21 protein-coding genes and 5 tRNA genes are annotated in these 24,013 nt (G+C 63.5%); 7 read left to right on the top strand and 19 right to left on the bottom strand.

Features of this window, described 5'->3' with window-relative positions; all coding sequences use genetic code 11:
* Window positions 1–3 precede the first annotated feature (3 nt).
* Genes IM733_RS01600 through rluC form a run of 3 tightly spaced genes read right to left on the bottom strand, consistent with a single transcriptional unit; the run spans window position 4 to window position 2,632 of the window.
* Window positions 4–987: a S49 family peptidase gene (locus IM733_RS01600; RefSeq protein ID WP_248919255.1), complete on the bottom strand. Its 984-nt coding sequence runs from the start codon at window positions 985–987 to the stop codon at window positions 4–6.
* A 2-nt stretch (window positions 988–989) separates the two neighbouring features.
* The gene (locus tag IM733_RS01595) at window positions 990–1,670 is read right to left on the bottom strand and encodes an HAD family hydrolase (protein ID WP_248919254.1); all 681 of its coding nucleotides are present in this window, start codon (window positions 1,668–1,670) and stop codon (window positions 990–992) included.
* Window positions 1,671–1,675: 5 nt separating this feature from the next.
* Window positions 1,676–2,632 carry a 23S rRNA pseudouridine(955/2504/2580) synthase RluC gene (gene rluC, locus IM733_RS01590; RefSeq protein ID WP_248919253.1) on the bottom strand — a complete coding sequence of 319 codons (957 nt, stop codon included), beginning with the start codon at window positions 2,630–2,632 and terminating at the stop codon, window positions 1,676–1,678.
* A 794-nt stretch (window positions 2,633–3,426) separates the two neighbouring features.
* Between rluC and rne the strand changes: the two genes are divergently transcribed.
* The 3 genes from rne to tnpC all read left to right on the top strand — a co-directional run bounded on the left by rne (window position 3,427) and on the right by tnpC (window position 8,751).
* Window positions 3,427–6,633, top strand: coding sequence for a ribonuclease E (rne, locus tag IM733_RS01585; protein WP_248919252.1), 3,207 nt, complete (start codon window positions 3,427–3,429; stop codon window positions 6,631–6,633).
* Between the two features lie 188 nt (window positions 6,634–6,821).
* A complete protein-coding gene (gene tnpA, locus IM733_RS25620) occupies window positions 6,822–7,142 on the top strand; it encodes an IS66-like element accessory protein TnpA (RefSeq protein ID WP_432760387.1) in 321 nt (106 codons plus the stop codon).
* A 73-nt stretch (window positions 7,143–7,215) separates the two neighbouring features.
* Window positions 7,216–8,751 carry an IS66 family transposase gene (gene tnpC, locus IM733_RS01580; RefSeq protein ID WP_248919251.1) on the top strand — a complete coding sequence of 512 codons (1,536 nt, stop codon included), beginning with the start codon at window positions 7,216–7,218 and terminating at the stop codon, window positions 8,749–8,751.
* Window positions 8,752–8,836: 85 nt separating this feature from the next.
* Here the strand turns inward: tnpC and murB are convergent, their stop codons facing one another.
* From murB to IM733_RS01540, 8 genes are all read right to left on the bottom strand, one after another.
* On the bottom strand, window positions 8,837–9,856 hold the full coding sequence (gene murB / locus IM733_RS01575) for a UDP-N-acetylmuramate dehydrogenase (protein ID WP_248919250.1): 1,020 nt from the start codon (window positions 9,854–9,856) through the stop codon (window positions 8,837–8,839).
* Window positions 9,853–10,317 carry a low molecular weight protein-tyrosine-phosphatase gene (locus tag IM733_RS01570; protein ID WP_248919249.1) on the bottom strand — a complete coding sequence of 155 codons (465 nt, stop codon included), beginning with the start codon at window positions 10,315–10,317 and terminating at the stop codon, window positions 9,853–9,855. Before IM733_RS01570 ends, murB begins: the two co-directional genes overlap by 4 nt.
* Entirely contained in the window at window positions 10,317–11,081 is a 765-nt protein-coding gene (gene kdsB, locus IM733_RS01565) for a 3-deoxy-manno-octulosonate cytidylyltransferase (protein WP_248919248.1), read from the bottom strand. Before kdsB ends, IM733_RS01570 begins: the two co-directional genes overlap by 1 nt.
* Window positions 11,078–11,263 carry a Trm112 family protein gene (locus IM733_RS01560; RefSeq protein ID WP_011532874.1) on the bottom strand — a complete coding sequence of 62 codons (186 nt, stop codon included), beginning with the start codon at window positions 11,261–11,263 and terminating at the stop codon, window positions 11,078–11,080. The genes kdsB and IM733_RS01560 overlap by 4 nt, the downstream gene beginning before the upstream one ends.
* 33 nt (window positions 11,264–11,296) lie before the next feature.
* Window positions 11,297–12,307: a tetraacyldisaccharide 4'-kinase gene (gene lpxK, locus IM733_RS01555; RefSeq protein WP_248919247.1), complete on the bottom strand. Its 1,011-nt coding sequence runs from the start codon at window positions 12,305–12,307 to the stop codon at window positions 11,297–11,299.
* Window positions 12,307–12,741 (bottom strand): ExbD/TolR family protein, encoded by a 435-nt coding sequence (locus IM733_RS01550; RefSeq protein WP_248919246.1) that lies wholly within the window; start codon window positions 12,739–12,741, stop codon window positions 12,307–12,309. Before IM733_RS01550 ends, lpxK begins: the two co-directional genes overlap by 1 nt.
* Window positions 12,738–13,373, bottom strand: coding sequence for a MotA/TolQ/ExbB proton channel family protein (locus IM733_RS01545; RefSeq protein WP_028690976.1), 636 nt, complete (start codon window positions 13,371–13,373; stop codon window positions 12,738–12,740). The genes IM733_RS01550 and IM733_RS01545 overlap by 4 nt, the downstream gene beginning before the upstream one ends.
* A gap of 148 nt (window positions 13,374–13,521) precedes the next feature.
* A complete protein-coding gene (locus IM733_RS01540; protein WP_248919245.1) occupies window positions 13,522–15,723 on the bottom strand; it encodes a DNA internalization-related competence protein ComEC/Rec2 in 2,202 nt (733 codons plus the stop codon).
* A 143-nt stretch (window positions 15,724–15,866) separates the two neighbouring features.
* On the opposite strand from IM733_RS01540, the gene IM733_RS01535 reads away from it, so the two are divergent.
* Window positions 15,867–16,508, top strand: coding sequence for a DUF2062 domain-containing protein (locus tag IM733_RS01535; RefSeq protein ID WP_248919244.1), 642 nt, complete (start codon window positions 15,867–15,869; stop codon window positions 16,506–16,508).
* On the opposite strand, the gene IM733_RS01530 is transcribed toward IM733_RS01535, so the two are convergent.
* The 3 genes from IM733_RS01530 to IM733_RS01520 form a co-directional block, all read right to left on the bottom strand.
* Window positions 16,392–17,171 (bottom strand): ABC transporter permease, encoded by a 780-nt coding sequence (locus IM733_RS01530; RefSeq protein WP_011532869.1) that lies wholly within the window; start codon window positions 17,169–17,171, stop codon window positions 16,392–16,394. The genes IM733_RS01535 and IM733_RS01530 overlap by 117 nt on opposite strands.
* Window positions 17,168–18,100, bottom strand: a complete 933-nt coding sequence (locus IM733_RS01525; RefSeq protein ID WP_248919243.1) for an ABC transporter ATP-binding protein — start codon at window positions 18,098–18,100, stop codon at window positions 17,168–17,170. The genes IM733_RS01530 and IM733_RS01525 overlap by 4 nt, the downstream gene beginning before the upstream one ends.
* Window positions 18,101–18,232: 132 nt before the next feature.
* Window positions 18,233–18,856, bottom strand: a complete 624-nt coding sequence (locus tag IM733_RS01520) for a glutathione S-transferase (protein ID WP_248919242.1) — start codon at window positions 18,854–18,856, stop codon at window positions 18,233–18,235.
* A 235-nt stretch (window positions 18,857–19,091) separates the two neighbouring features.
* Between IM733_RS01520 and IM733_RS01515 the strand changes: the two genes are divergently transcribed.
* Both IM733_RS01515 and IM733_RS01510 read left to right on the top strand, forming a co-directional pair.
* On the top strand, window positions 19,092–21,539 hold the full coding sequence (locus tag IM733_RS01515; RefSeq protein WP_248919241.1) for an acyl-CoA dehydrogenase: 2,448 nt from the start codon (window positions 19,092–19,094) through the stop codon (window positions 21,537–21,539).
* A 153-nt stretch (window positions 21,540–21,692) separates the two neighbouring features.
* The gene (locus IM733_RS01510; RefSeq protein ID WP_213660139.1) at window positions 21,693–22,103 is read left to right on the top strand and encodes a PA2817 family protein; all 411 of its coding nucleotides are present in this window, start codon (window positions 21,693–21,695) and stop codon (window positions 22,101–22,103) included.
* Window positions 22,104–22,197: 94 nt separating this feature from the next.
* On the opposite strand, the gene IM733_RS01505 is transcribed toward IM733_RS01510, so the two are convergent.
* From IM733_RS01505 to IM733_RS01485, 5 genes are all read right to left on the bottom strand, one after another.
* Window positions 22,198–22,273, bottom strand: a tRNA-Gly gene (locus tag IM733_RS01505).
* An 82-nt stretch (window positions 22,274–22,355) separates the two neighbouring features.
* A tRNA-Gly gene (locus IM733_RS01500) sits at window positions 22,356–22,431 on the bottom strand.
* 3 nt (window positions 22,432–22,434) lie between these two features.
* Window positions 22,435–22,510 (bottom strand) — tRNA-Glu (locus IM733_RS01495).
* A 92-nt stretch (window positions 22,511–22,602) separates the two neighbouring features.
* Window positions 22,603–22,678: transfer RNA gene (locus IM733_RS01490), tRNA-Gly, on the bottom strand.
* 2 nt (window positions 22,679–22,680) lie between these two features.
* Window positions 22,681–22,756, bottom strand: a tRNA-Glu gene (locus IM733_RS01485).
* 379 nt (window positions 22,757–23,135) lie between these two features.
* On the opposite strand from IM733_RS01485, the gene IM733_RS01480 reads away from it, so the two are divergent.
* Window positions 23,136–23,903: a hypothetical protein gene (locus IM733_RS01480; protein ID WP_248919240.1), complete on the top strand. Its 768-nt coding sequence runs from the start codon at window positions 23,136–23,138 to the stop codon at window positions 23,901–23,903.
* Window positions 23,904–24,013: the final 110 nt, after the last annotated feature.

Raw genomic sequence — 24,013 nt, 5'->3', positions numbered from 1 at the left:
CAGTCAACGCAGGGAAGGGCCCTGGAAACCCATATACATTGCCAGGCGCTCAGCAACGCTGGCCCCCAGACGCTTGGAGAATCGATCGAACGGCGACTCCTGAACGGTGAAGTCCACCAATTCCTTCTCACCCACGATCTCGCGGGCAACATAGCTGGCACTGCCCAACCCATCCACCAGGCCAAGCTCCTTGGCCTGCTCACCCGACCAGATCAGCCCACTAAACAGCTCCGGGTGCTCCTTGTCTTTCAGGCGCTCTCCCCGCCCCTGCTTGACCACCGCGATGAACTGGCGATGAGTGGTGTCCAGCACGCCCTGCCAGAAAGCGGTTTCCTCGGGCTTTTGCGGTGAGAACGGATCGAGGAAGGCTTTGTGTTCGCCAGCGGTGTAGGTGCGACGCTCCACACCCAGCTTGTCCATGGCGCCGACGAAGCCATAGCCCGCGGCGGTAACACCAATAGACCCAACCAAGCTCGCCTTGTCGGCGTAGATCTCATCAGCGGCACTGGCGATGTAATAGGCACCGGACGCACCCAGATCAGTGATCACTGCATACAGCTTGATAGCCGGATACTCGCCACGCAGGCGACGAATCTCGTCATAGATGTAGCCCGCCTGCACCGGGCTGCCGCCCGGGCTATTGATGCGCATCACCACAGCCTTGGTCTTCGCGTCCTTGAACGCTTCGCGCAAGCTCTTGACGATATTGTCGGCACTGGCCGGCTCCTGGTCGGCGATCACGCCGCGCACCTCGACCAGCGCCGTGTGGCTACCACTGCGCGAAGCCGCCTTGTCCACATCCATCAGCGGTGTGAACAAGACCAGCATGCCAAACAGATAGACAAAGGTCAGCAGCTTGAAAAAGATGCCCCAACGCCGCGCCCTACGCTGCTCCTGGACACCGGCGAGCAGTGTCTTCTCCAACAGCTTCCAGCTTTTGCGCTCTTCATTGTCCTCAGGCTCAGGAGCCTTCCATTCGTCAGCCATGCTCACCTACCTTGGAAATTGCAATGCGCGCGGCCGGCCAGCCATTCGCGCAACTGGGAAAAATGCTCGATGCACACCTGCGGCCCGAACTCGGCCAGGGCCTGCAGGGACATGGCCCCGTAACCGACTGCCACCGAGTGCACACCAGCATTACTGGCCATCTGCAGGTCGAACGCTGAATCTCCGACCATCAACGCCCGCTCGGGTTCGACCTGGCAATGGGCAAGGATCTCTTCGAGCATCAGCGGGTGCGGCTTGCCACGGGTCTCGTCTGCGGCACGGGTGATATCGAAGTAACCCTCCCAACCATTGGCCCTGAGCACCCGATCCAACCCGCGGCGCGCCTTGCCGGTGGCGACAGCCAGACGATACCCCTCGTGCCGGAAGGCTTCCAGCGACTCGACCACGCCGTCGAACAACGGCGACGGCTGCTGATCCAGGGCCATGTAGACATCGGCGTAGTGCTGGCGGAAGGACTCGACCTGCCGCGAATCGAGGTGCGGGTAAAGCGTGGCGATCGCCTCCGCCAAAGCCAACCCTATGATGCCCTTGATTGCCTCGTCACTGCTCGGCGCCTCGCCAGCACGCACGGCAGCCAGGTTCATGGCCTGGACAATGCGCCCGATGGAGTCAGCCAGGGTGCCGTCCCAGTCGAAGATCAGCAGTTCGTAGTGTTTTTTCATCCGGGTCAGGTCGCACTCAGGCGCTCCACGGTCTTGGCCCACACCTCGTCGACCGGCGCCTCGAGCTTGAGCTCACCACCATCCGGCAGTGGCACGGTGAGCTGGTAGGCGTGCAGGAACAAACGCTTGCCACCCAGCTCGCGGATTTCACGGCTGAAATCTTCATCACCATACTTGCTGTCGCCGGCAATCATGTGCCCGGCATGCAGCGCATGCACGCGAATCTGATGGGTGCGCCCCGTGATCGGACGCGCCTCGACGATGGTGGCGAACTCACCAAAACGGCGTAGCACGCGGAACATCGTCAGCGCCTCCTTGCCTTCGTCATTCACTTCGACCATGCGCTCGCCGGAACGCAGATTGCTCTTTTGCAGCGGCGCATTGACCTGCTTCTTCGAGGTTGGCCAGTGCCCACGCACCAGCGCCATGTAGCGCTTGTCGACACCATCACCACGCAGCGCGGCATGCAGGTGGCGCAGCATGCTGCGCTTCTTGGCGATCATCAGCAGGCCCGAAGTGTCACGATCCAGGCGATGCACCAACTCCAGCTCTTTCGCGTCCGGGCGCAATTGGCGCAACGCTTCGATCACGCCAAAGCTCAGGCCGCTACCACCATGCACGGCGATACCGGCCGGCTTGTTCATCACGATCAGCGCCTTGTCTTCGTAGACAATCGCCGCCTCCAGGCGCTGCAGCAGCCCCTGGGCCACCGGCGCCGGTTCGTCACGTTCGGGCAGGCGGACGGGCGGCACCCGCACGATGTCACCCGCCTGGAGCTTGTACTCAGGCTTGATCCGGCCCTTGTTGACCCGCACTTCACCCTTGCGCAGGATGCGGTAGACCAGCGTCTTGGGCACGCCCTTGAGGGCCGTGATGAGGAAATTGTCGATGCGTTGGCCGGCAAGCTCCGGCGCGACTTCGATCAGCTGAACGCCGGAAGTCGGAGGGGTATTGGTCGTCATGGCGGGATCATAACAATTTTTTATGGAATTGAAGCACTTAATCATTACTGCTATAGTCGCGAACGCCGCCAAAAGCGGCAGGCCAGCGGCACCAGGCTCTACGCCGGCCCTGACCATCGCAATCCCCGAGGACGCGAGGCCGTCCTACGGAGCGTTCGCCAGTTTAACGAATTGCCTGGAATCGCCACCAGCGCTGTGTAGAGAAGACCGAAAAAAAACGACAAGTGCGGTGTTTCACCTGCTTACCCGATTCTTTTCGCCGTACCTCTGCCCGCCACCGTCGTTTCCGCGCATTTGGGCGAATGCTTCGGAAATACCTGCCTTGGATATGTTATGGCGCCAGCCCGGCATCCGGGCTGGCGAAAAATGCAACCCGTTGCGGATTCAGCGCGCGGCAGCACCGAATTTTCAGGGATACGTGCAGGGTGGAGATGCACAGCCCTCGGACCGTGTGGCACCGCGTCCGCCCACCGCCCCACTGATCGGGCGATGGACGGACAAGGTCCTGAACAGACGCCCTTGCGGCGTCCACGGACGACCGGTTGATTCCTCCTCCTGACTGAGTGCACCAGGCCCGTTCGATTGATTCGGATAACATTCGAAAAACTCGACAGGCCTTCTGGCACCGCAAAACAGGACGCGTCGTCGCGACCACGGCAGGCTGGGCAACCGGCTGGTGCCGAACGTCGCCAGACACGGGGTGGCCCGCCACCCTTTGCGCACCTTGGCACCGATCATGAAAAGTCGTGTGTGCCGAACGCCGTTTCCGGCAGCCCGGAAACCGACGGTACAACATGAAAAGAATGCTGATTAACGCAACTCAACCCGAAGAGTTGCGTGTAGCCCTGGTGGACGGCCAACGCCTCTACGACCTGGACATCGAGTCCGGCGCCCGTGAGCAGAAAAAGGCCAACATCTACAAAGGCAAGATCACTCGGATCGAGCCCAGCCTTGAAGCCGCCTTCGTCGACTTCGGCTCCGAACGTCACGGCTTCCTGCCGCTGAAGGAAATCTCCCGCGAATACTTCAAGAAGGCCCCCGAAGGCCGGGTCAACATCAAGGAAGTACTGAGCGAAGGCCAGGAAGTCATCGTCCAGGTCGAGAAGGAAGAGCGCGGCAACAAAGGTGCCGCCCTGACCACCTTCATCAGCCTGGCCGGCCGCTACCTGGTACTGATGCCCAACAACCCGCGCGCCGGCGGCATCTCCCGTCGCATCGAAGGCGAGGAGCGCAACGAACTGCGTGAAGCGCTGAACGGCCTGACCGTTCCGGGCGACATGGGCCTGATCGTGCGCACTGCGGGCCTGGGCCGCAGCAGCGAAGAAATGCAGTGGGACCTCGACTACCTGCTGCAGCTGTGGACCGCCATCAAGGAAGCGTCCCTCGACCGCACCGCGCCGTTCCTGATCTACCAGGAAAGCAACGTCATCATCCGCGCCATCCGCGACTACCTGCGCCAGGACATCGGCGAAGTGCTGATCGACAGCATCGATGCCCAGGAAGAAGCCCTGACCTTCATCCGCCAGGTGATGCCGCAGTACGCCAGCAAGGTCAAGCTGTACGAAGACAGCGTGCCGCTGTTCAACCGCTTCCAGATCGAAAGCCAGATCGAGACCGCCTTCCAGCGCGTCGTCGACCTGCCGTCCGGTGGCTCGATCGTCATCGACCCGACCGAAGCCCTGGTCTCCATCGATATCAACTCGGCGCGCGCCACCAAAGGCAGCGACATCGAGGAAACCGCGCTGCAAACCAACCTTGAAGCGGCCGAAGAGATCGCTCGCCAGCTGCGCCTGCGCGACATCGGCGGCCTCATCGTCATCGACTTCATCGACATGACCCCGGCGAAGAACCAGCGCGCCGTCGAAGAACGTGTGCGCGAGTGCCTGGAAGCCGACCGCGCCCGCGTGCAGGTTGGCCGCATTTCGCGCTTCGGCCTGTTGGAGATGTCCCGCCAGCGCCTGCGTCCATCGCTGGGTGAGAGCAGCGGCATCGTCTGCCCGCGCTGCTCCGGCACCGGCATCATCCGTGACGTCGAATCACTGTCGCTGGCGATCCTGCGCCTGATCGAAGAAGAAGCCCTGAAGGACCGCACCGCCGAGGTGCGTGCCCAGGTACCGATTCCAGTGGCCGCCTTCCTGCTCAACGAGAAACGCAACTCGATCACCAAGATCGAACTGCGTACCCGCGCGCGCATCATCATCCTGCCGAACGATCACCTGGAAACCCCGCACTTCGAAGTCCAGCGCCTGCGCGACGACAATCCGGACGTGCTGAACAACCAGTCCAGCTACGAGATCGCCTCGAGCGAAGCGGAAGAAGCCCCGCAACCGACCGCCACTCGCACCCTGGTTCGCCAGGAAGCTGCGGTCAAGACCGCACCGGCTCGGTCCAACGCCCCGGCACCGGCCGCAGCTGAAGAGCCAGCCGCACCGGTCGCGCCCGTACAGAGCGCCCCGGAGCCGAGCCTGTTCAAGGGCCTGGTCAAGTCGCTGGTCAGCCTGTTCGCTGGCAAGGAAGAGCCTGCCGCCGCACCGGCCGTGAACACCGAGAAGCCGGCCGCCGAGCGCTCGTCGCGCAACGAGGAGCGTCGCAACGGACGCCAGCAGAGCCGCAACCGTGGTGGCCGTCGCGACGAAGAGCGCAAGCCGCGAGAGGAGCGTAACGAGCGTACCCCACGTGAAGAGCGTCAACCTCGCGAGGAACGCGCCCCACGCGAAGAGCGTGCGCCGCGTGAAGAACGCCAGCCACGCCAGCCTCGCGAAGACCGCCGCGGCAACCGCGAAGAGCGCGTACGCGAACTGCGCGAGCCGCTGGACGCCGCACCTGCAGCCCGTGAAGAGCGTCAGCCACGTGAAGAGCGCGCACCTCGCGAAGAGCGCACCCCACGTGAAGAACGCGGACCTCGCGAAGAGCGCGCCCCACGTGAAGAACGTGCACCTCGCGAAGAGCGCGCCCCACGTGAAGAACGCGCACCTCGCGAAGAGCGTGCCCCACGCGAAGAACGCGCCCCACGTGAAGAGCGTGCACCACGTGAAGAGCGTGCACCTCGCGAAGAGCGTCAGCCACGTCCGCCACGCGAAGAGCGCCAGCTGCGCCCTGACGAGCAGGTTGCCGAACAGGCCGCCGAGCAGGCAGAAGAGCAACTGCCGAACGAAGAACTGCTGCAGGACGAGCAGGAAGGCGCCGATGGCGAGCGTCCACGCCGCCGCTCCCGTGGCCAGCGTCGCCGCAGCAACCGTCGCGAGCGTCAGCGCAACGCCAATGGCGAGCTGATCGAGGGCGATGAAGACAGCAGCGAAGAACAGCAGCCACAGCAACACCAGGCCACCGAGCTGGGTGCCGATCTGGCTGCCGGCATCGCCGTGACTGCCGCCGTTGCCACCAGCAACATCAGCGCTGACGCCGAAGTCGAAGCCAACCAGCAGGCCGAACGCGCCAACGCGACCGTCGCCGAGCCCCAGGTGGAAATCGCCGAGGTCGTCGCCGAGCAGGTCTCCATCACCCCCGTGGTGGAACAACCTGTCAGCGAACCAGCTGTTGCCATCGAGCCAAGCATCGAGCCCGTGGTTGAAGTGGCGCCACAGCCAGTAGTCGAGGCAGCCGTCGAGCAGCCTGCCGCAATCGTTGAAGCTGCTGTCGAATCGGCACCGGTAGTGGAAGCTGGCGAGATCGAAAAAGCGCCGGTCATCGAGACGGTCGAGACTCCGGTTACCGAGCAACCCGCCCCGCAAGTCGAGGCCGAGCCTGCCGAAGCGCAAGCCGAAGTGGCCGCAGCAGCCGAGCCTGCGCCGGTTGTCGCCGAACAGGCGCCAGTCGAAGAGGCAGCCGCCCCGGTCGAGCCGTCCACCATCATGCTGCCGAACGGCCGTGCGCCGAACGACCCGCGTGAAGTGCGCCGCCGCAAGCGTGAAGCCGAAGCCGCAGCAGCAGCCCTGGCTGCCGCCCAGGCACCGGCAGAAGCCCTTGAAAGCGCTGACGAGCACAAGCCTCATCACGGTTGATACCAACGGCTGAATGAAGAAGCCCCGCCAGTGCGAACTGGCGGGGCTTTTTCTTTGCCGCTGACATTACGTAGATCTTTAGCCTGGCGTAAGCGTCCGGCGAACTCACCTTCCGAACTCCAGCATTAAGGGCGATGGTGTCCGCGTATTTTTAAGCGGACGCGATCACCCTTATCGCCAGGATTTCCATGCGCCGACGAAGCTCTTATCCGAAACCGTTCAAAGCCCAGGTCGTTCAGGAATGCCTGCAACCTGGCGCAACCGTGTCCAGTGTCGCCATCAACCACGGCATCAATGCCAACGTCATCCGCAAATGGCTGCCGCTCTATCGAGATCAGCCCGCAGCGGCTTCACTACCAGCTTTCGTCCCGCTAAAAGCCGCACCTAAACGGCAAGTTCCACTGGCCCGGCATTCGCCACGGCTGCGAGGTCGAACTCGACAGCGAACAACTCCAGGCGTTGGTGTTGGGCCTGCCGTGGCAGCACGTCGGTGCAGGCGGTGTGATTAGCATGCTGTAAACGCCGGCCATTTGGCCGGTCTACTTGTCGTCGCCCCGAGCCTGCTCTGGCACAATCGGCGGCATGACTTTCTCGCCCAACCTCGACCAGATGACCCCGGAACAGCTTCGTGCCTTGGCGGCACAGGCGGTGCAATTGCAATCCCAGGTCGAGGCGATGAGCAGGAAGATTCAGAACGATGAAATCCTCATCGAACAGTTCAAGTTCGAAATCGCCCTGCTCAAACGGCACAAGTTTGCCAAGCGCAGCGAGCAAATCAGCCCGGCGCAAAGCAGCTTGCTGGATGACCTGCTCGACACAGACCTTGAAGCTATCGAGGCCGAGCTAAACCAGCTTCTCCCAGATGCGCCACAGGCCGAACCACGACAATCCCCGAAACGTGCGCCTTTGCCGCCGCAGTTTCCACGCACGGTGATTCGTCACGAACCCGAAAACAACCAGTGCGTCTGTGGTTGCCAACTTCAACGCATCGGCGAAGACGTCAGCGAGAAGCTGGATTACACGCCGGGCGTGTTTACCGTCGAGCAACATGTGCGGGGCAAATGGGCCTGTCGCCAGTGCGAAACCCTGATCCAGGCACCGGTGCCAGCCCAGGTTATCGACAAAGGTATCCCGACCGCAGGTTTGTTGGCCCACGTGATGGTGGCCAAGTTTGCCGATCACTTGCCGCTGTACCGGCAGGAGAAAATCTTTGGCCGCGCCGGGCTGGCAATTGCTCGCTCGACCCTGGCGCAGTGGGTCGGACAAACCGGCGTGCGGCTTCAGCCACTGGTCGATGCACTGCGTGAAGCCGTGCTGAACCAGGGCGTGATCCACGCTGATGAGACACCGGTGCAAATGCTTGCGCCAGGCGAGAAGAAAACCCACCGGGCCTATGTCTGGGCGTACAGCACGACGCCGTTTTCAGGGCTCAAAGCGGTGGTTTACGACTTCAGCCCAAGCCGTGCTGGCGAACATGCGCGCAACTTCCTGGGTGACTGGAACGGCAAGCTGGTCTGCGACGACTTCGCTGGCTACAAAGCCGGTTTCGAACAAGGCATCACTGAAATCGGCTGCATGGCCCACGCCCGACGCAAGTTCTTTGATTTGCACGTGGCGAACAAAAGTCAGCTGGCTGAACAGGCCCTGCACTCGATCAGCGGCTTGTACGAGGTCGAACGTCAGGCGCGGGACATGAGTGATGAAGAGCGCTGGCGAATACGACAAGAATTGGCGGTGCCGATCCTCAAAAAACTTCATGACTGGATGTTGGCTCAGCGAGACCTGGTGCCCAATGGATCAGCCACGGCCAAAGCCCTCGATTACAGCCTGAAACGCTGGGTAGCGCTGACGCGCTACCTGGATGATGGGGCTGTGCCTATCGACAATAACCAGGTCGAAAACCAGATACGGCCATGGGCACTCGGGCGCTCGAACTGGTTATTTGCGGGATCCCTGCGCAGCGGTAAGCGGGCCGCAGCAATCATGAGTTTGATCCAGTCGGCGCGCATGAATGGGCATGATCCGTATGCCTATCTCAAAGATGTGCTGACGCGGCTGCCGACCCAACGGGCCAGTGAGATCGGACAGTTGCTGCCGCATCAGTGGGTGCCGGCATGACTTACGCAAGGTGAGTTCGCCGGACGCTTACCCGAGACCGGCCACAAACCCTGAAGCTGCGCCTGGCAACGGCCCCGCAATAGGATTAATACAGGTTCGGCTCCATCTCCAGCGTCACCCCAAACCGCTCAAGGATGTCCGCCTGGATCTTCTGCGCCAGCGCATGCATCTGCGCCCCGCTTGCCTGACCGTAGTTCACCAGCACCAGCGATTGCAGCCGGTGCACACCAGCATCGCCCTCGCGATAACCCTTCCACCCCGCCTGCTCGATCAACCAGCCCGCCGCCAGCTTCACCTGGCCATCGGCCTGTGGATAGGCCACCACGCCAGGATGCCCGGCGCGGATACGCTCGACCAATGCCGCAGGCACCACGGGGTTCTTGAAGAAGCTACCGGCGTTCCCCAGCTCGGCCGGATCCGGCAGCTTCTCCCGACGAATGCTGCAGATAGCGTTGCTGATCGCCTGAGCGGTCGGCTGTTCAACGCCCTGCTCCGCCAGGCGCTGACGCACCGGACCATAGTCCAGATGGGCCTGCAATGTACGGCTCAAGGCAAAGCGCACACGCAAGATCAGCCAACGCCCCGGGTTGCGCTTGAACACGCTGTCGCGATAGCCGAATGCGCACGCCTGCAACGAGAAATCACGCAGCTCGCCCGTCTCGCGATCCAGCGCGGTCAGCCCGGCGAATACATCCTTGATCTCCACGCCATAGGCCCCGACGTTCTGCATCGGCGCGGCGCCGACGGTGCCGGGAATCAGGCTGAGGTTCTCCAGGCCACACAAGCCTTGCTCCAGGCTCCACTGCACGAACGGATGCCAGGGCTCGCCGGCCTCGGCCTCCACAACCACCCGCTCGCCATCATCGTCGAGCAGGCGTCGGCCACGGCTGGCCATGTGTAGCACCAGGGCGTCGATGTCACGGGTCAGCAGCAGGTTGCTGCCGCCGCCGATCACCAGCACAGGCACCTGTCGCTCAACTGCCTGGGCCAGCGCTTGACGAACTTCACCATCGTCGTGCGCCTGGGTGAAGTAACGCGCACGTACATCGATACCAAAAGTGTTGTAGGGCTTGAGCGAAACCTGCTCCTGCCAATGCGCCGTCATAACCGCCCCTTGATTTCCACGACCAACTCGCGACAAGCCGCCTCGATCAGGTCCAGTACCTGCTCGAAACCTTCCGCACCGCCGTAGTAAGGGTCCGGCACTTCGTCCAGGGCCGCGCCATAGCGGCGCAGGAACAAGTCGAGCTCGCCCTTGGCATTGTGCGGACGCAATGCCTGCAGGTTGCGCAGGTTGCTCTTGTCCATTGCCAAGACCAGGTCGTACTCACCAAAGTGTTCGGCCTTGACCTGTTGAGCGCGCTGGCGCGACAGGTCGTAGCCACGCGCCAGGGCAGCCATGCAGGTGCGACTGTCGGGGGCCTTGCCCACGTGCCAGTCGCCAGTACCGGCGGAAGCCACCTGGACGACATTCGCCAGCCCGGCGGCGTCCAGTTGATGGCGCAGCACGCCCTCGGCGGTGGGCGAACGGCAGATATTGCCGAGGCAGACGAACAGGACGCGCATCAGGCCTCCAGCAAGCGCCGCACGCGCTCCAGGTCTTCGGGGGTATCAACGCCCACGGCCGGCGCCTCGATGGCATCGGCGACATGGATGCGCACGCCGTGCCACAGGGCACGCAATTGCTCCAACGACTCGGTCTGCTCCAACCAGCACGGGCCCCAGGCAACGAAATCCTGGAGGAAGCCCACGCGGTAGGCATACATGCCGATGTGGCGACGGTATGGCACGCCAGCAGGCAATTGGCTGCGATCCTTGGCAAACGCGTCGCGGGCCCAGGGCAGCGGCGCGCGGCTGAAGGTCAGCGCCAGGCCGTTCTTGTCGCTGGCCACTTTCACCGCGTTGGGATTGAAAATGGTTTCCGGCTCATGGATCGGCTCGGCCAGGGTGGCGATGCCGGCTTCAGGATGCTCCGCCAGGTTGGCGGCCACCTGATCGATGATCACAGGCGGAATCAACGGCTCGTCGCCCTGCACATTGACCACGATGGCATCTGCTGCCAGGCCAAGCTGAGCAGCGACCTCGGCCAGGCGATCAGTGCCCGATTCATGGTCGGCACGGGTCAACAGTACTTCGGCGCCGAACGCACGGCAGGCTTCGACGATGCTGGCGTCGTCCGTGGCGATGACCACGCGGCCGGCGCCACTTTTACGCGCCTGCTCCCACACATGCTGGACCATCGGCTTGCCGGCGATCGGCAGCAACGGCTTGCCCGGCAGGCGCGTGGAGCGCAGCCGGGCAGGAATCACCACGGTGAAATCCAGGTTCATTTGTCCAGGCGCTCTTCGTCGGTCAGCGTCCGCGCCTCGCTTTCCAGCATCACCGGGATGCCGTCGCGAATCGGGTAGGCCAGGCCCGCGCCCTTGCTGATCAGCTCGGTCTTGTCGGCGCTGAGCTTGAGCGGGCCTTTGGTGATCGGGCAGGCCAGGATATCGAGCAGTTTGGTGTCCATGGGAGCTTCCTTGAGACGGAAATTGAAAAAGGCTCAGGGCCGAGGGCGGCTGGGCAACAGGCGATCGAGCTGACCATCGAACCAGCTGCCGAACGCCTGCGAAGGCACGGCGTCGACCGCCAGGTACCACCAGTCGTCGGCGGCGAAGGGCCGGCATTTCACCGCGTCCTTCTCGGTCATCACCAGCGGCAGCGGCGGGCTGAACGACAGCACCTCGCGGCTGTAGGGCGCATGGTCGGCGAACGGATGCGGCACTGGCTGCCAGTTTAGCCCCAGCAGGGTGTTGAAGAAACGTTGTGGATTACCGATGCCGGCCACGGCGTGCAGCGCCTGGCCAGCGGGAAACAGGTCAAGTTCGCGGCGTTCACCGCTGCGCAGGTTGATCAACGCGGATGGCTGCAGGCGGAACGAGAAACCATCGTCACGATCAGCCTGCGCGCCATTGAACAGTACCGCATCGGCCTCATCCAGCCGCTCGGCAGGCTCACGCAGCGGGCCCGCCGGCAGGCAGCGACGGTTGCCCAGGCCACGGGCGGCATCGATCAGCACCAGCTCCAGATCACGGGCCAGGCGATAGTGCTGCATGCCGTCATCGCACAGGATAAGGTCAGGGGCATCGCTCGCCACCAAGGCCTGCACGGCGCGGGAGCGGTCAGGGTCGATCACCAGCGGCACGCCGGTGCGCTGGACGATCAGCAAAGGCTCGTCACCGGCCTGTTCGGCAGGTTGGTCGGCCTGGACACGCCAAGGGTATCGCGGCGGCCTGGCGCCATAGCCACGGCTGACCACGCCGACCTTGACCCCCTGTCGACGGCAGTGTTCGATCAGCCAGAGAATCATCGGGGTCTTGCCGGTGCCGCCAACAGTGATGTTGCCGACGACGATCACCGGTACCGGCGCACGATAGCTGGCGCTTTCGCCACTGAGGAAGCGCGCGCGCTTGCGCGTCACCACACGGCGGTACAGCGCCTCCAACGGGCGCAACAGGGCGAGCGCGGGGTGCCCGGCGTACCAAGCGGCCAACAGGCGATCGGCGAAGGCCATCAGGGCTTGCCCTGCGCGGCCTCGACGGTGGTCATGCGCAACTTGCTGAAGCCGAGCTTGCCGGCCGCGTCCATTGCGGTGATCACAGCCTGGTGCGGGGTCTTGCCGTCGGCGCTGATGGCCAGCGGTAGCGTGATGTCACCGCCAGACTCCTTCTCGATGGCTTCGGTCAAGGTGTCCAGGTCGCTCTTGGGCAGCAGGTGATTGTTCACCGAGTAAACACCATCGGCGCTGATCGTGATTTCCACCAGCTTGCCCTGGTCCGCCGGCACCTGCTCGGCACTGGCGGCCTCGGGCAGCTCGACACGCAGTTGCGTTTCGCGGGTGAAGGTGGTGGTGACCACGAAGAACAGCAGCAGCACGAACACCACGTCGATCAACGACGCCAGGTTGATGTCGACATTCTCGCGCTGGCGATTGCGCCGGAACTTCACGCCTTGCCTCCGGCCACTTCCACTTCGCGGTCGCCCTGCAGCACCTCGACCAGCTTGATTGCCTCCTGCTCCATGCCCACCACCAGCTCATCGATACGGCGCAGCAGGAAGCGATGGAAGAACACCGCCGGGATACCGACCATCAGGCCCGCCGCGGTGGTGACCAGGGCCTTGGAGATACCGCCGGCCAGCACTGCGGCGTTGGCGGTCATCTGCGAACCCATGAAGGCGCTGAAAATGTCGATCATACCCAGCACGGTGCCCAGCAGGCCGAGCAGCGGGGCCATGGCGGCGATAGTGCCGAGGGTACTGATGTAACGCTCCAGCTCGTGGATCACCCGCGACGCGGCCTCCTCGATGCACTCCTTCATGATCTCGCGGCCGTGGCGCGAGTTGGCCAGGCCGGCGGCCAGGATTTCGCCCAGCGGCGAGTCGGCGCGCAGGGCCTTGAGCTTGTCACTGGTGAGTTGCTTGTCCTTGATCCACATCCACACCTGGCCCAGCAGGTGCGGCGGGGTGACACGGCTGGCGCGCAAGGTCCACAGGCGCTCGACGACGATCGCCATGGCGGCGATGGAACTCAGGATGATCGGCAGCATCATCCAACCACCGGACTTGACCAATTCCCACACAGTAAGCATCCCCTCGGAAAAAGGCCGCCACTCTACCATAGGCAAGCCGAGGGCTCATCTGCCGGAGGTCAGGGAAACCTTCGTGGCCTCGCTCGCCGACAAGACCGGTGCCTGCAGGCGCTGGCCTTGCCGCGAAGAGGCCGACAGATCACCGCCAGAACCTGCGTTGTCCACGCATACCCTCAACCCCACCATGGCTGCCCAGCTGCAACCGCAGCGCCCCCTCGATGGCCGTGTCATGCACCGTCACCCCATGCCGCCGATACCGCTCGATCACCTGCGGATGAGGATGCCCGAATCCATTGTGCCGCCCACGGGAAATCATTACCCCACGCGGCGCGGTGGCCTGGATGAACGGCTCGGTGGACGACGTACGACTGCCATGGTGCGGCGCCTGCAGCCAGTCGACTCGATGCTCGTCATGGGCCGCCAGCCAGGCCCGTTCCGCACCACCTTCCATATCGCCGGCCAGCAGCAAGCGTTCGCCATTGGCCTCCACCAGCAACACACAGGAGCGCTCGTTGCTGGACCGGCCTTGCGGCCAATGCCAAAGCGAAAACGCCACGCCATCCCACTGCCAGCGCTCGCCACTGTCACAGAGTTGCGCCCCATCCAGGCCGGCGACCTCTCCCGCCAGCACCCGGTTCACAGGCAGCCCATTACGGACGGCCGCCGCGCCACCAGCATGATCGGCATGACCATGACTGATCAGCATCGCATCCAGTTTGTTCACCCCGAGTTTGCGCAAGGCAGGCAATACCACGCTTTCGCCCAGGTCGCTATCGCCCCGCGCGGGCCCTGCGTCATACAGCAAGTTGTGATGACGGGTGCGCAGCAACACCGCCAACCCCTGGCCGACGTCCAGTTGCCAGACGTCCACCTGCCCATGGGGCACCTGCTCTCGCGGCACCCAGATCGCCAGCAGCATGACCGCGCCCGGCGTGCGCAGCGGCACACCCCGAGGCAACAGCATCAGAATCGCCCCCAGGCACACCAGCAGCCAGGCCCACAGGGGCAATGGCTCAGGCATCCAGGGAGGCTGCTGCGCCGCAACGAGCGCCAACAATGCAAACAGACCATCCAGCGACAGGCCTGCCAACCACAACATCCCCTCCCCCACACCCGGCACCGGCAACAGCACCGCCCCCAGCAATGCCAGCGGCAACACCCCCAGGCTGATCCACGGCACCGCCAGCAGATTGGCCAGCGGTGCCGTCAGGCTGACCGGCAGCCCCAGCGCCAGCAGCACCGGCAACAGGCCCACGGCAATCACCCACTGGGCGCGGGTCCAGGCCTGCCAGGGGCGCCACGCGCCCAGCCGAGCGGAAAAACACAGCACCAGCACGGCAACGGCGGCGAACGACAGCCAGAACCCCGGCAGCAAGCTCGCCAGCGGTTCGACCAGCAGCACACCGAGCAGCGCCAGCAGCAGCGGCGTGGCGGCGCCCAAATGGCGGAAGCGCAGGCGCCAGAGCAACACCACCGCTAGCATCAGACAGGCCCGCTGCACCGGCACGCCAAACCCCGCCAGCCAGCCATAGGCCAGCGCCGCCGCCATGGCCAGGCCACACGCCCACGGCAGCCATGGCCACCGCTGTGGCCACCCGCCAAGTCTCGCCAATCCTGCCACCAGGCCATACACCAGCCCGGCCAGCAACCCGATGTGCTGCCCAGAGATGACCAGCAGGTGCACCGTGCCGGTAGCCTGCAAGACCTGCCAGTCCTGCCGCGCCAGCCCCGCGCCATCGCCCAGCACCAGGGCCGCAAGGGCCGCCTCGCGCCCATGAGCCTCCACTGCCAGCAAGTGTTGACGCAGGCCATCGCGCCAGTCGACCGCTGCCTCGCCAAGCCGTTCACCCGCCTTGACAGTGCCTGTTGCGCCGACTCGCCGCGCCAGAAGCATGGCCTCGCGATCTGGCCCATGGGGGTTGAGCAACCCACTGGGTTGCCGCAGGTTGACTGCCAGCCGCCAGCGCTCGCCCGCTCGCAACGCTGGCCCTTCGAACCAGCTCAACTGCACACGTTGCGGCAACTGCGCCCGGCGCGACCTAGGCTGTTCCAGCTCGAAACGCACGCTGCGTTGGCCACGGGCGGGCAAACCCACCACCCTCCCCTCCAGCCACAACGTCCGGCCATCCAGTTCGGCGGCCAAACGATCATCCAAGGCCCGCTGCGCCGACCAGCCCGCATGACAGACACCCAGCACGAAACACCCGAGCAACCACAAGCGTGTAGGCAGGCAGACCAAGGCAACTATCAACAGGACCAACAGCCATCCGACCGATGGCAGACCAGGCAGGAAGCGCAGGCACAAAAGCCCGAGCACCAGCGCGAGCATCCCTGTGCGCATGAGATAGAGCTCCAGAAGCGAAATGGCCTCTGAGGCTTAGCTGATCGAGGGGAAATGCTTGCTCAACAATTGTCACAAACTCTGAACGAGGCTGCGCTTGAATGAAGGCATACTGACGCCCTTCAACCCCGCCGGGAGCCCACATGCCGCGCCGTCTGTTCAAACGCTACATGCCGGACCCGACCAGCATCCGGGAACACAAGTCGTTACGCTTCTTCGGCAAACTGCTGCACGACCCCAACCTCTGGCACCTGAACCGTCATTCGGTCGCGCGGGCCATGGGCGTCGGCCTGTTCGCCGCGCTGATTCCCATCCCCATGCAGATGCTGCTGGCCGCCGCCCTGGCGATTCCGGTGCGCGGCAACCTGCCGATCGCGGTCAGCCTTGTATGGCTGACCAACCCGCTGACCATGCCTCCAGTGTTCTTCGCCACCTACATGACCGGCGCCTGGCTGATGCAGGTGCCGCCACGCACCTTGCCCGAGGAGATCACTGTCGACTGGGTCACCGACCAGCTGGCGACGATCTGGCAACCGTTCTTGCTGGGCTCGGTGGTGTGCGGGGTGGTGCTCGGCGTGCTCGCCTACTTCACCACCATGGGCTACTGGCGTTGGTGGGTGGGCCGGCAGTGGCGCCGGCGCCAGTGCCGTTGCTCACCTGCGCAAGGCTCACGCACGCATGCCGCGGCCGCTGACCAGCAGGCGGACACACAGCACATACAGCAGTGCGGTGGCCACCAGCATGAAGCTGATCGCCGTGCCAATGCTGATGTCCGACACCCCTAGAATGCCGTAGCGGAACGAGTTGACCATGTGCAGCACCGGGTTCGCCAGCGACACGGTCTGCCAGAACGGCGGCAGCAGGTTGATCGAATAGAACACCCCTCCGAGGTAGGTCAGCGGCGTCAGCACGAAGGTCGGAATGATCGAGATATCGTCGAAGTTGCGCGCGAACACCGCGTTGACGAAGCCCAGCAGCGAGAAGATGGTCGCGGTCAGCAGCACCACGACGATGGTCACGCCCAAGTGATGCACCTGCAGGTGGGTGAAGAACAGCGACAGGATGGTCACGATCACCCCCACTGCCAACCCACGCAGCACACCACCCAGCACATAGCCGACCAGGATGGTGTGCGGCGACACCGGCGAGACCATCAGCTCCTCGATGGAGCGCTGGAATTTACTACCGAAGAAGCTCGACACCACGTTGCCGTAGGAGTTGGTGATCACCGACATCATGATCAGCCCTGGCACGATGTATTCCATGTAGGTGAAGCCACCCATGTCGCCGATCTGCCGCCCGATCAGGTTACCGAAGATCACGAAGTACAGGACCATGGTGATCGCCGGGGGCAGCAGGGTCTGCGGCCAGATACGCAAGAAGCGCCGCACTTCACGGTAGACGATGGTGTTCAGGGCGACCCAGTTGGTGCGCAGTTCCACACTCATACGGCCACCTTCGACAGGTTCTTTTCCACCAGGGACACGAACAGCTCCTCGAGTCGATTGGTCTTGTTGCGCAGGCTCTGCACCTCGATGTTCTTCAAGGCCAACTGGCCGAACAGCGCGGTGATGCCGATATCCTTCTCCACCTGCACCTCGAGCGTGTGCGGGGTGATCAGCCGGCACGGGTAGCCGTGCAGCTCAGGCGCGACCGGCAAGTCGTGCTTGAGGTCGAGCACGAAGGTCTCGACATGCAGCTTGCCCAGCAGTTGGCGCATGCTGGTGTTTTCGACGATGGTGCCGTGGTCGATGATGCCGATGTTGCGGCACAGCTGCTCGGCCTCTTCCAGATAGTGGGTGGTGAGGATGATAGTGATGCCCTTCTGGTTGAGCTCGGTGAGGAAGCTCCACATCGAACGGCGCAGCTCGATATCCACCCCCGCGGTCGGCTCGTCGAGAATCAGCAGACGCGGCTCGTGGATCAGCGCCCGGGCGATCATCAGCCGGCGCTTCATGCCACCGGACAGCGAGCGCGACTGCACGTCACGCTTGTCCCACAGCCCCAGTTGCGTCAGGTATTGCTCGGCGCGCTCCTTGGCCAGCTTGGGCGGGATGCCGTAGTAACCGGCCTGGGTGACGACGATGTCGAAGGTCTTCTCGAACTGGTTGAAGTTGAATTCCTGGGGCACCACGCCCAGGCAGCGCTTGAGCGCGGACGGTTCGCGGTCCAGGTCGTGGCCGAACACATTGACCGTACCGCTGGTCTTGTTCACCAGGGTCGAAAGAATGCCGATGGTGGTGGACTTGCCGGCGCCGTTGGGGCCGAGCAAAGCGAAGAAGTCGCCTTCGGAAACGTCCAGGTCGATGCCCTTGAGGGCCTGGAAACCGTTGCCGTAGGTCTTGGTCAGCTGTCGGATGGACAGGGCGGAACTCATGGCGGGTCAGGTACCGAGAAAAGGGTTCAGGGCACGCCAGGTCAAGTCACTGGCGCAGTGAGTGCGGCCATGGTGCAAGGGCTGGCCGCACAAGTACAGTCACATCTATTGATAATGACTATCGAAGTGGCCTCACGTCAGGGCGGTCATCACCGCGGCCTGGTAGGCGGGGCGTTGTTTCAGGCGCTCGTACCAGGCTTCGAGGTGGTACATGGCCGGGCGTTCGATGGGCATTTCGAACCAGGCGTAGGCGAAACTGCCCAACGGGATGTCGCCCATGCCGATCTGTTCGCCGGAGAGGTAGGGTTGCTTGGCCAAGGTTTCGTCGGCGATCGACAACAACTCGGCGCATTGTTTGTGCGCGGCGTTGATCGCCACCCAGTCGCGCTGCGCCTCGGGGGTGCGCAGCAGGCCCCAGAACAGCGGGCGGAACGGGCCGGCGAAGGATGAGGTAGTCCAGTCCATCCACTTGTCGGCCAGGGCGCGCTGGCGTGGCTCGTCGAGGTACCAGCCTTGCTCCTGGCCATATTCGGCACAGAGGTAGCGCACGATGGCGTTGGACTCCCACAGTACCAGGTCGCCGTCTTCGAGCATGGGCACCAGGCCGTTGGGGTTGCGCGCGCGGTAGTGGGGTTCGTTGACCACGCCGAAGGCGCCGCCGGCGTCGATGGACTCGAAGTCCAGGCCCAGTTCGTGGGCGATCCACAGCGCCTTGCGCACATTGCTCGAGTTCTTGCGGCCCCAGATCTTCAGCATGGCAACGTCCTTATGAATGCGGGAGGGGGACAGTCTACTCCAAGTGCCTGGCGATAGCCTTGCAGTGCGACTGAGATCGAGCGTCGCGGATCAATCCACTCCTCCAGGCCCCGGCAACCATTTTCCAGCGAACTCCCAGCTTCCTGCCCTGTCATCTCCTAGGCAGGCCATCCGCCCCAGCGCGTCTAAGCTCTGTGGGTCGGTCGTACGCCCCCGTGTCCAAGGAGAAAGGATTATGTTGCTGTTGTGGTTGCTGGTTCTGGTGCTCGGCGCCGCGTACCTCACGCACCGGCGCCTGGCGCCGTTGCAGATTCTCGCGGCGATGGCCGCCTACACGGTGCTGATGGGCTTCTTCAGCCATGCCCCCGGCTGGTTGCTGACGCTCATCTGGGTGATCATCGCCATCAAGGTCGCCTTCGTCGCCCTGCCCGAATGGCGGCGCAAGGTGTTCACCGCGCCGGTGTTCAACTGGTTCCAACGCACCCTGCCGCCTATGTCGCAGACCGAGCGCGAAGCCATCGACGCCGGCACCGTGTGGTGGGACGGCCACCTGTTCAGCGGCCGCCCAAACTGGAACACCCTGCTCGATTACCCCTCCCCCACACTCACCGAAGAAGAACAGGCCTTCATCGACGGCCCCACCGAAGCCTTGTGCGCCATGGTCAGCGACTGGCAGATCGGCCAGGACCTCGACCTGCCACCGCAAGCCTGGGAGCACATCAAGCAGCACGGCTTCTTTGCCCTGATCATCCCCCAGGAGTACGGCGGCAAAGGCTTTTCGGCCTATGCCCACTCCCAAGTGGCGATGAAACTGGCCACCCGCAGTGGCGACCTGGCCTCCACGGTAATGGTGCCCAATTCGCTGGGCCCGGCCGAACTGCTGCTGCACTACGGCACCGAAACACAGCGCAACCACTACCTGCCGCGCCTGGCCCGTGGCGAAGAAATCCCCTGCTTCGCCCTCACCGGCCCCCTGGCCGGCTCCGACGCCGGCGCCATGCCCGACACCGGGATCATCTGCAAAGGCCAATGGCAGGGTGAAGAAGTCATCGGCCTGCGCCTGAACTGGGAGAAGCGCTACATCACCCTCGGCCCTGTGGCCACTCTGCTGGGCCTGGCCTTCAAGGCCTACGACCCGGAGCACTTGCTCGGCGAAGAAGTCGACCTGGGCATCAGCCTGGCACTGATCCCCACCGACACGCCAGGCGTCGAGATCGGCAAGCGCCACCTGCCCATGGGCGCCGCCTTCATGAACGGCCCCAACAGCGGCAAGGATGTGTTCGTGCCACTGGACGCCCTCATCGGCGGCCAACCGATGCTCGGCAAGGGCTGGATGATGCTGATGAACTGCCTGTCGGTGGGCCGCTCGATCTCCCTGCCCGCAGTCGGCACGGGCGCGGCCAAGTACACCAGCCTGGTGACCGGTCAATACGCCAGCATCCGCGAACAGTTCAATGTGCCCCTGGCCGCGTTCGAGGGGATCCAGGCGTCCCTGGCGCGCATCGGCGGCAACGCTTGGCTGATGGACAGCGCCCGCCTGCTGACCGCCAAGGCTGTCGACTTGGGCGAGAAGCCCTCGGTGCTGTCGGCGATCCTCAAGTACCACCTCACCGAGCGCGGCCGCGAGTGCATCCAGCACGCCATGGACGTGCACGGCGGCAAAGGCATCATCATGGGCCCGAACAACTACCTGGGCCGTAACTGGCAGGTGGCGCCGATCTTCATCACCGTCGAGGGGGCCAACATTCTGTCGCGCAACCTGATGATCTTCGGCCAGGGCGCGATCCGCTGCCACCCGTTCGTGCTCAGGGAGATGTCCCTTGCCGGGAGGGAGGACCACGAGCAGGCCTTGAAAGAGTTCGATGACCTGCTGATGCAACACATCCTGTTCGCTGCTGGCAACGCCGCCAGCACCCTGGTGCTGGGGCTTGGCCTCGGCCATTTCGAGAAGGTCCCGGGCGACGCCCTGAGCCAGGGCTACTTCCGCGCCCTCAACCGCCAGGCGGCGGCGTTCGCCCTGCTGGCCGACCTGTCGATGATGCTGCTCGGCGGCGCCCTCAAGCGCCGCGAACGCCTCAGCGCGCGCCTGGGCGACGTGCTGAGCTACTTGTACCTGTCGAGCGCCGCGCTCAAGCGCTACCACGACCTGGGCTCACCCGAGCACATGCGGCCTCTGTTGCGCTGGGCTCTGGAAGAAAGCCTGGGCCAGGCGGAAAAGGCGCTGGACGCGCTGCTCGACAACTTCCCCAACCGCTTCATCGGCTGCGCCCTGCGGGTGCTGGTGTTCCCCTTCGGTCGCCGCCACACCGGGCCCAGCGACGAACTGGATGCCGAAGTAGCCGAGGTGATCGGCAGGCACAAGGGCGATCCAGCCCTGGAAGAACTGCTGGCCGGCTGCTACAGGCCCGAAATGGATCCCGACCCGGTCGCGGCGTTGCAACAGGCCAGTGACCTGCTGGCTGAGGTCGCGCCACTGCGCAAGGTGCTGCATCAAGGCATCAAAGAGGGCAAGGTGCGACCAACGCCGGAGCAATCGGTGATTGATGCGGCCCTGGAAGCCGGGGTCCTGCAGTCTTCCGAAGCACAGCGCCTGCATGAGGCCGAAAAAGCCCGACGGACGGTGATCGATGTCGATGCCTTCGACAAGGAGCAATTGCGGCCTACGCCCGGGGCGATCCGTTAGCCGCCCCCTGTAGGAGCCAGCCTTGCTGGCGAAGCGGCCCATCCGATTGGCTTGAGGCCGGTTCGCCAGCAAGGCTGGCTCCTGCAAAGACCCCATCCTCGCTTGAACCGGCGTATACTCCGCGCCCGTTTCAACAACACCGAGGAGCGCCCCATGGCCAACCCCCACCTGGAATACCACCTGCAACTGCTCAACCACCTGCGCACCATCCTGGCCGCATTGGGTGAAGCCGAACAGGTGCCGGAGGAAAGCCACGCCCTGTTCCTCGAGCGCTTCGACGAGTTGCTGACCCTGCTGCCGCAGGACCCGCTGGAAAGCCAGTACCTGGGCCAGGACCTGATCTGCCAGGTGATCCAGCGCTACCCGCAGATTGCCCACCTGGTGCCACGCGACCTGCTGTGGTTCTTCGGCGGCGACTGCCTGCACTTCATGCCCGACGAAGAGCTCGACTTGTACCAGCGCCTGGAAGAGCGCCGCTACGAAGCCGAGCAGAACGGCGAACCGTTCGACTGGCACCAGGAGAAGCAGTTGCTGGGGCAGCCAGGCGCCGGCAGCCAGCACTGAGCAAGGCTGGGCGGGTTTCGTACCCGCCCCTTCCAATCCCGGGAAAATCAGGGCAAAAAAAAACGCCACTTCATGTGAAGTGGCGTTTTCGATTTGGAGCGGGAAACGAGACTCGAACTCGCGACCCCGACCTTGGCAAGGTCGTGCTCTACCAACTGAGCTATTCCCGCAGGGTGAAGCTTTACCGCATTCGGCGTGAAGCGCCATTGAGACCTTCACCACCTGCACCGTCAAGAACGACGCCGTTTAAACTGGAGCGGGAAACGAGACTCGAACTCGCGACCCCGACCTTGGCAAGGTCGTGCTCTACCAACTGAGCTATTCCCGCAAATGGCGTCCCCTAGGGGACTCGAACCCCTGTTACCGCCGTGAAAGGGCGGTGTCCTAGGCCACTAGACGAAGGGGACAAACCCAACGCTTTTCAGCGCACCAGATCATGAACCTCGCGATTCAGCCTGGATTTTCTTTTCCTGCCCTGCCGAAGCAGTGCCGGAGAAACTGGAGCGGGAAACGAGACTCGAACTCGCGACCCCGACCTTGGCAAGGTCGTGCTCTACCAACTGAGCTATTCCCGCATTGGCGTCCCCTAGGGGACTCGAACCCCTGTTACCGCCGTGAAAGGGCGGTGTCCTAGGCCACTAGACGAAGGGGACACGCTACAACATTCACTCCCTGCCGCGTTTCGCTGTGTGCTTTACGCTGCAAGTGGCGCGCATTCTATGGATGCCTTGAGAGGCCGTCAACCCCTTTGTAGAAATTTATTTAAATCAATGACTTCCCGTCTTCATAGAAGGTGATGCAGGATGCGTCCGGGGATTGACGTTGCTTTTCTGACAGCTGCCCGGCAAGCTCATATCAAAGTGCTACCACCTTGAGAAATCGAGGCCTCGGCCGACATAGGGGCCGTACGGGAACATTCACGGGGATACCCGCGAAAATGGCACCTCAGCCCTGTCCGCCAGGCTGCACTGTTCGCTCTGCAGCGAACTTACTACACTCAATGATGCAAAACTTCTTCATGAGGCGTTAACGGTGACACCACTTCTGATCACCCTGCTTATCGTTGCGGGTATCGCGCTGCTGATCGTGATCGGCTACCTCAACAATGTGGTCGAGAACGGCAAGCTCGAGCGGGCGCGCCTGAAGGTCGAGCTGGCTGACCGCCTGCGTCGCTGTGGCGAGATCACCGAAACCTTCCCCGGCCAGTTCATGACGCCGGCGCTCAAGCTGCTGCTCACCCGCCTGGAGCTGAACCTCAACCAGCGCCAGCTGGCCCTGGACAAGCACAGCAGCGAGCTGAAGGCACGCATCGCCGAAATCGAAGGACTGATCGCACTGGGCGACAAGATCCCGGTGCGCAACCCACCCTCTCCTATCCAGACCGAGGTCAAAGCCAAGGACGTGCGCTTCCTGCTGGAACTAATGCACAACCAGATCGTGCGGGCCACCCAGGAAGGTTTCCTGGCCAGCAACGAAGGCAAGTATTGGGTGAAGGAGATCCGCCATATCCTGGTGCTGCTGCATATCGAGTTCTTCAACAACCTCGGGCAGCAGGCGCTGCAGCAGAACCAGCCGGGCCAGGCGCGCCTGGCGTTCGAGCGTGGCGTGCAGTACCTGCGCAAGCAGCCTGAACCTAAACAGTATGAAGAGCAGCTCACTTACCTGGAGAAACTGCTGGCCCGGGCCAACGCCCAGGTACTGGACCAGATGGAGCCGGCGGCGGATGAACAGAACGCATTGACCCAGGGGCTCAAGACCGACGAGGACGAGACCTGGAAGAAGAAGGTCATCTACGATTGACCTGTGTGGCCTCATCGCGGATGAATCCGCGCCTACACGGGTCTTGTAGGAGCGGATTCATCCGCGATGGGGCCAGCACCAGCAACCAAAAAGAAAGGGGCCCTCACAGG

Source organism: Pseudomonas entomophila, assembly GCF_023277925.1.
GTDB classification, from domain to species: Bacteria; Pseudomonadota; Gammaproteobacteria; order Pseudomonadales; family Pseudomonadaceae; genus Aquipseudomonas; species Aquipseudomonas entomophila_D.
Note: the sequence above shows the minus strand (reverse complement) of the source record. Positions and strands in the feature narration are given on the sequence as shown.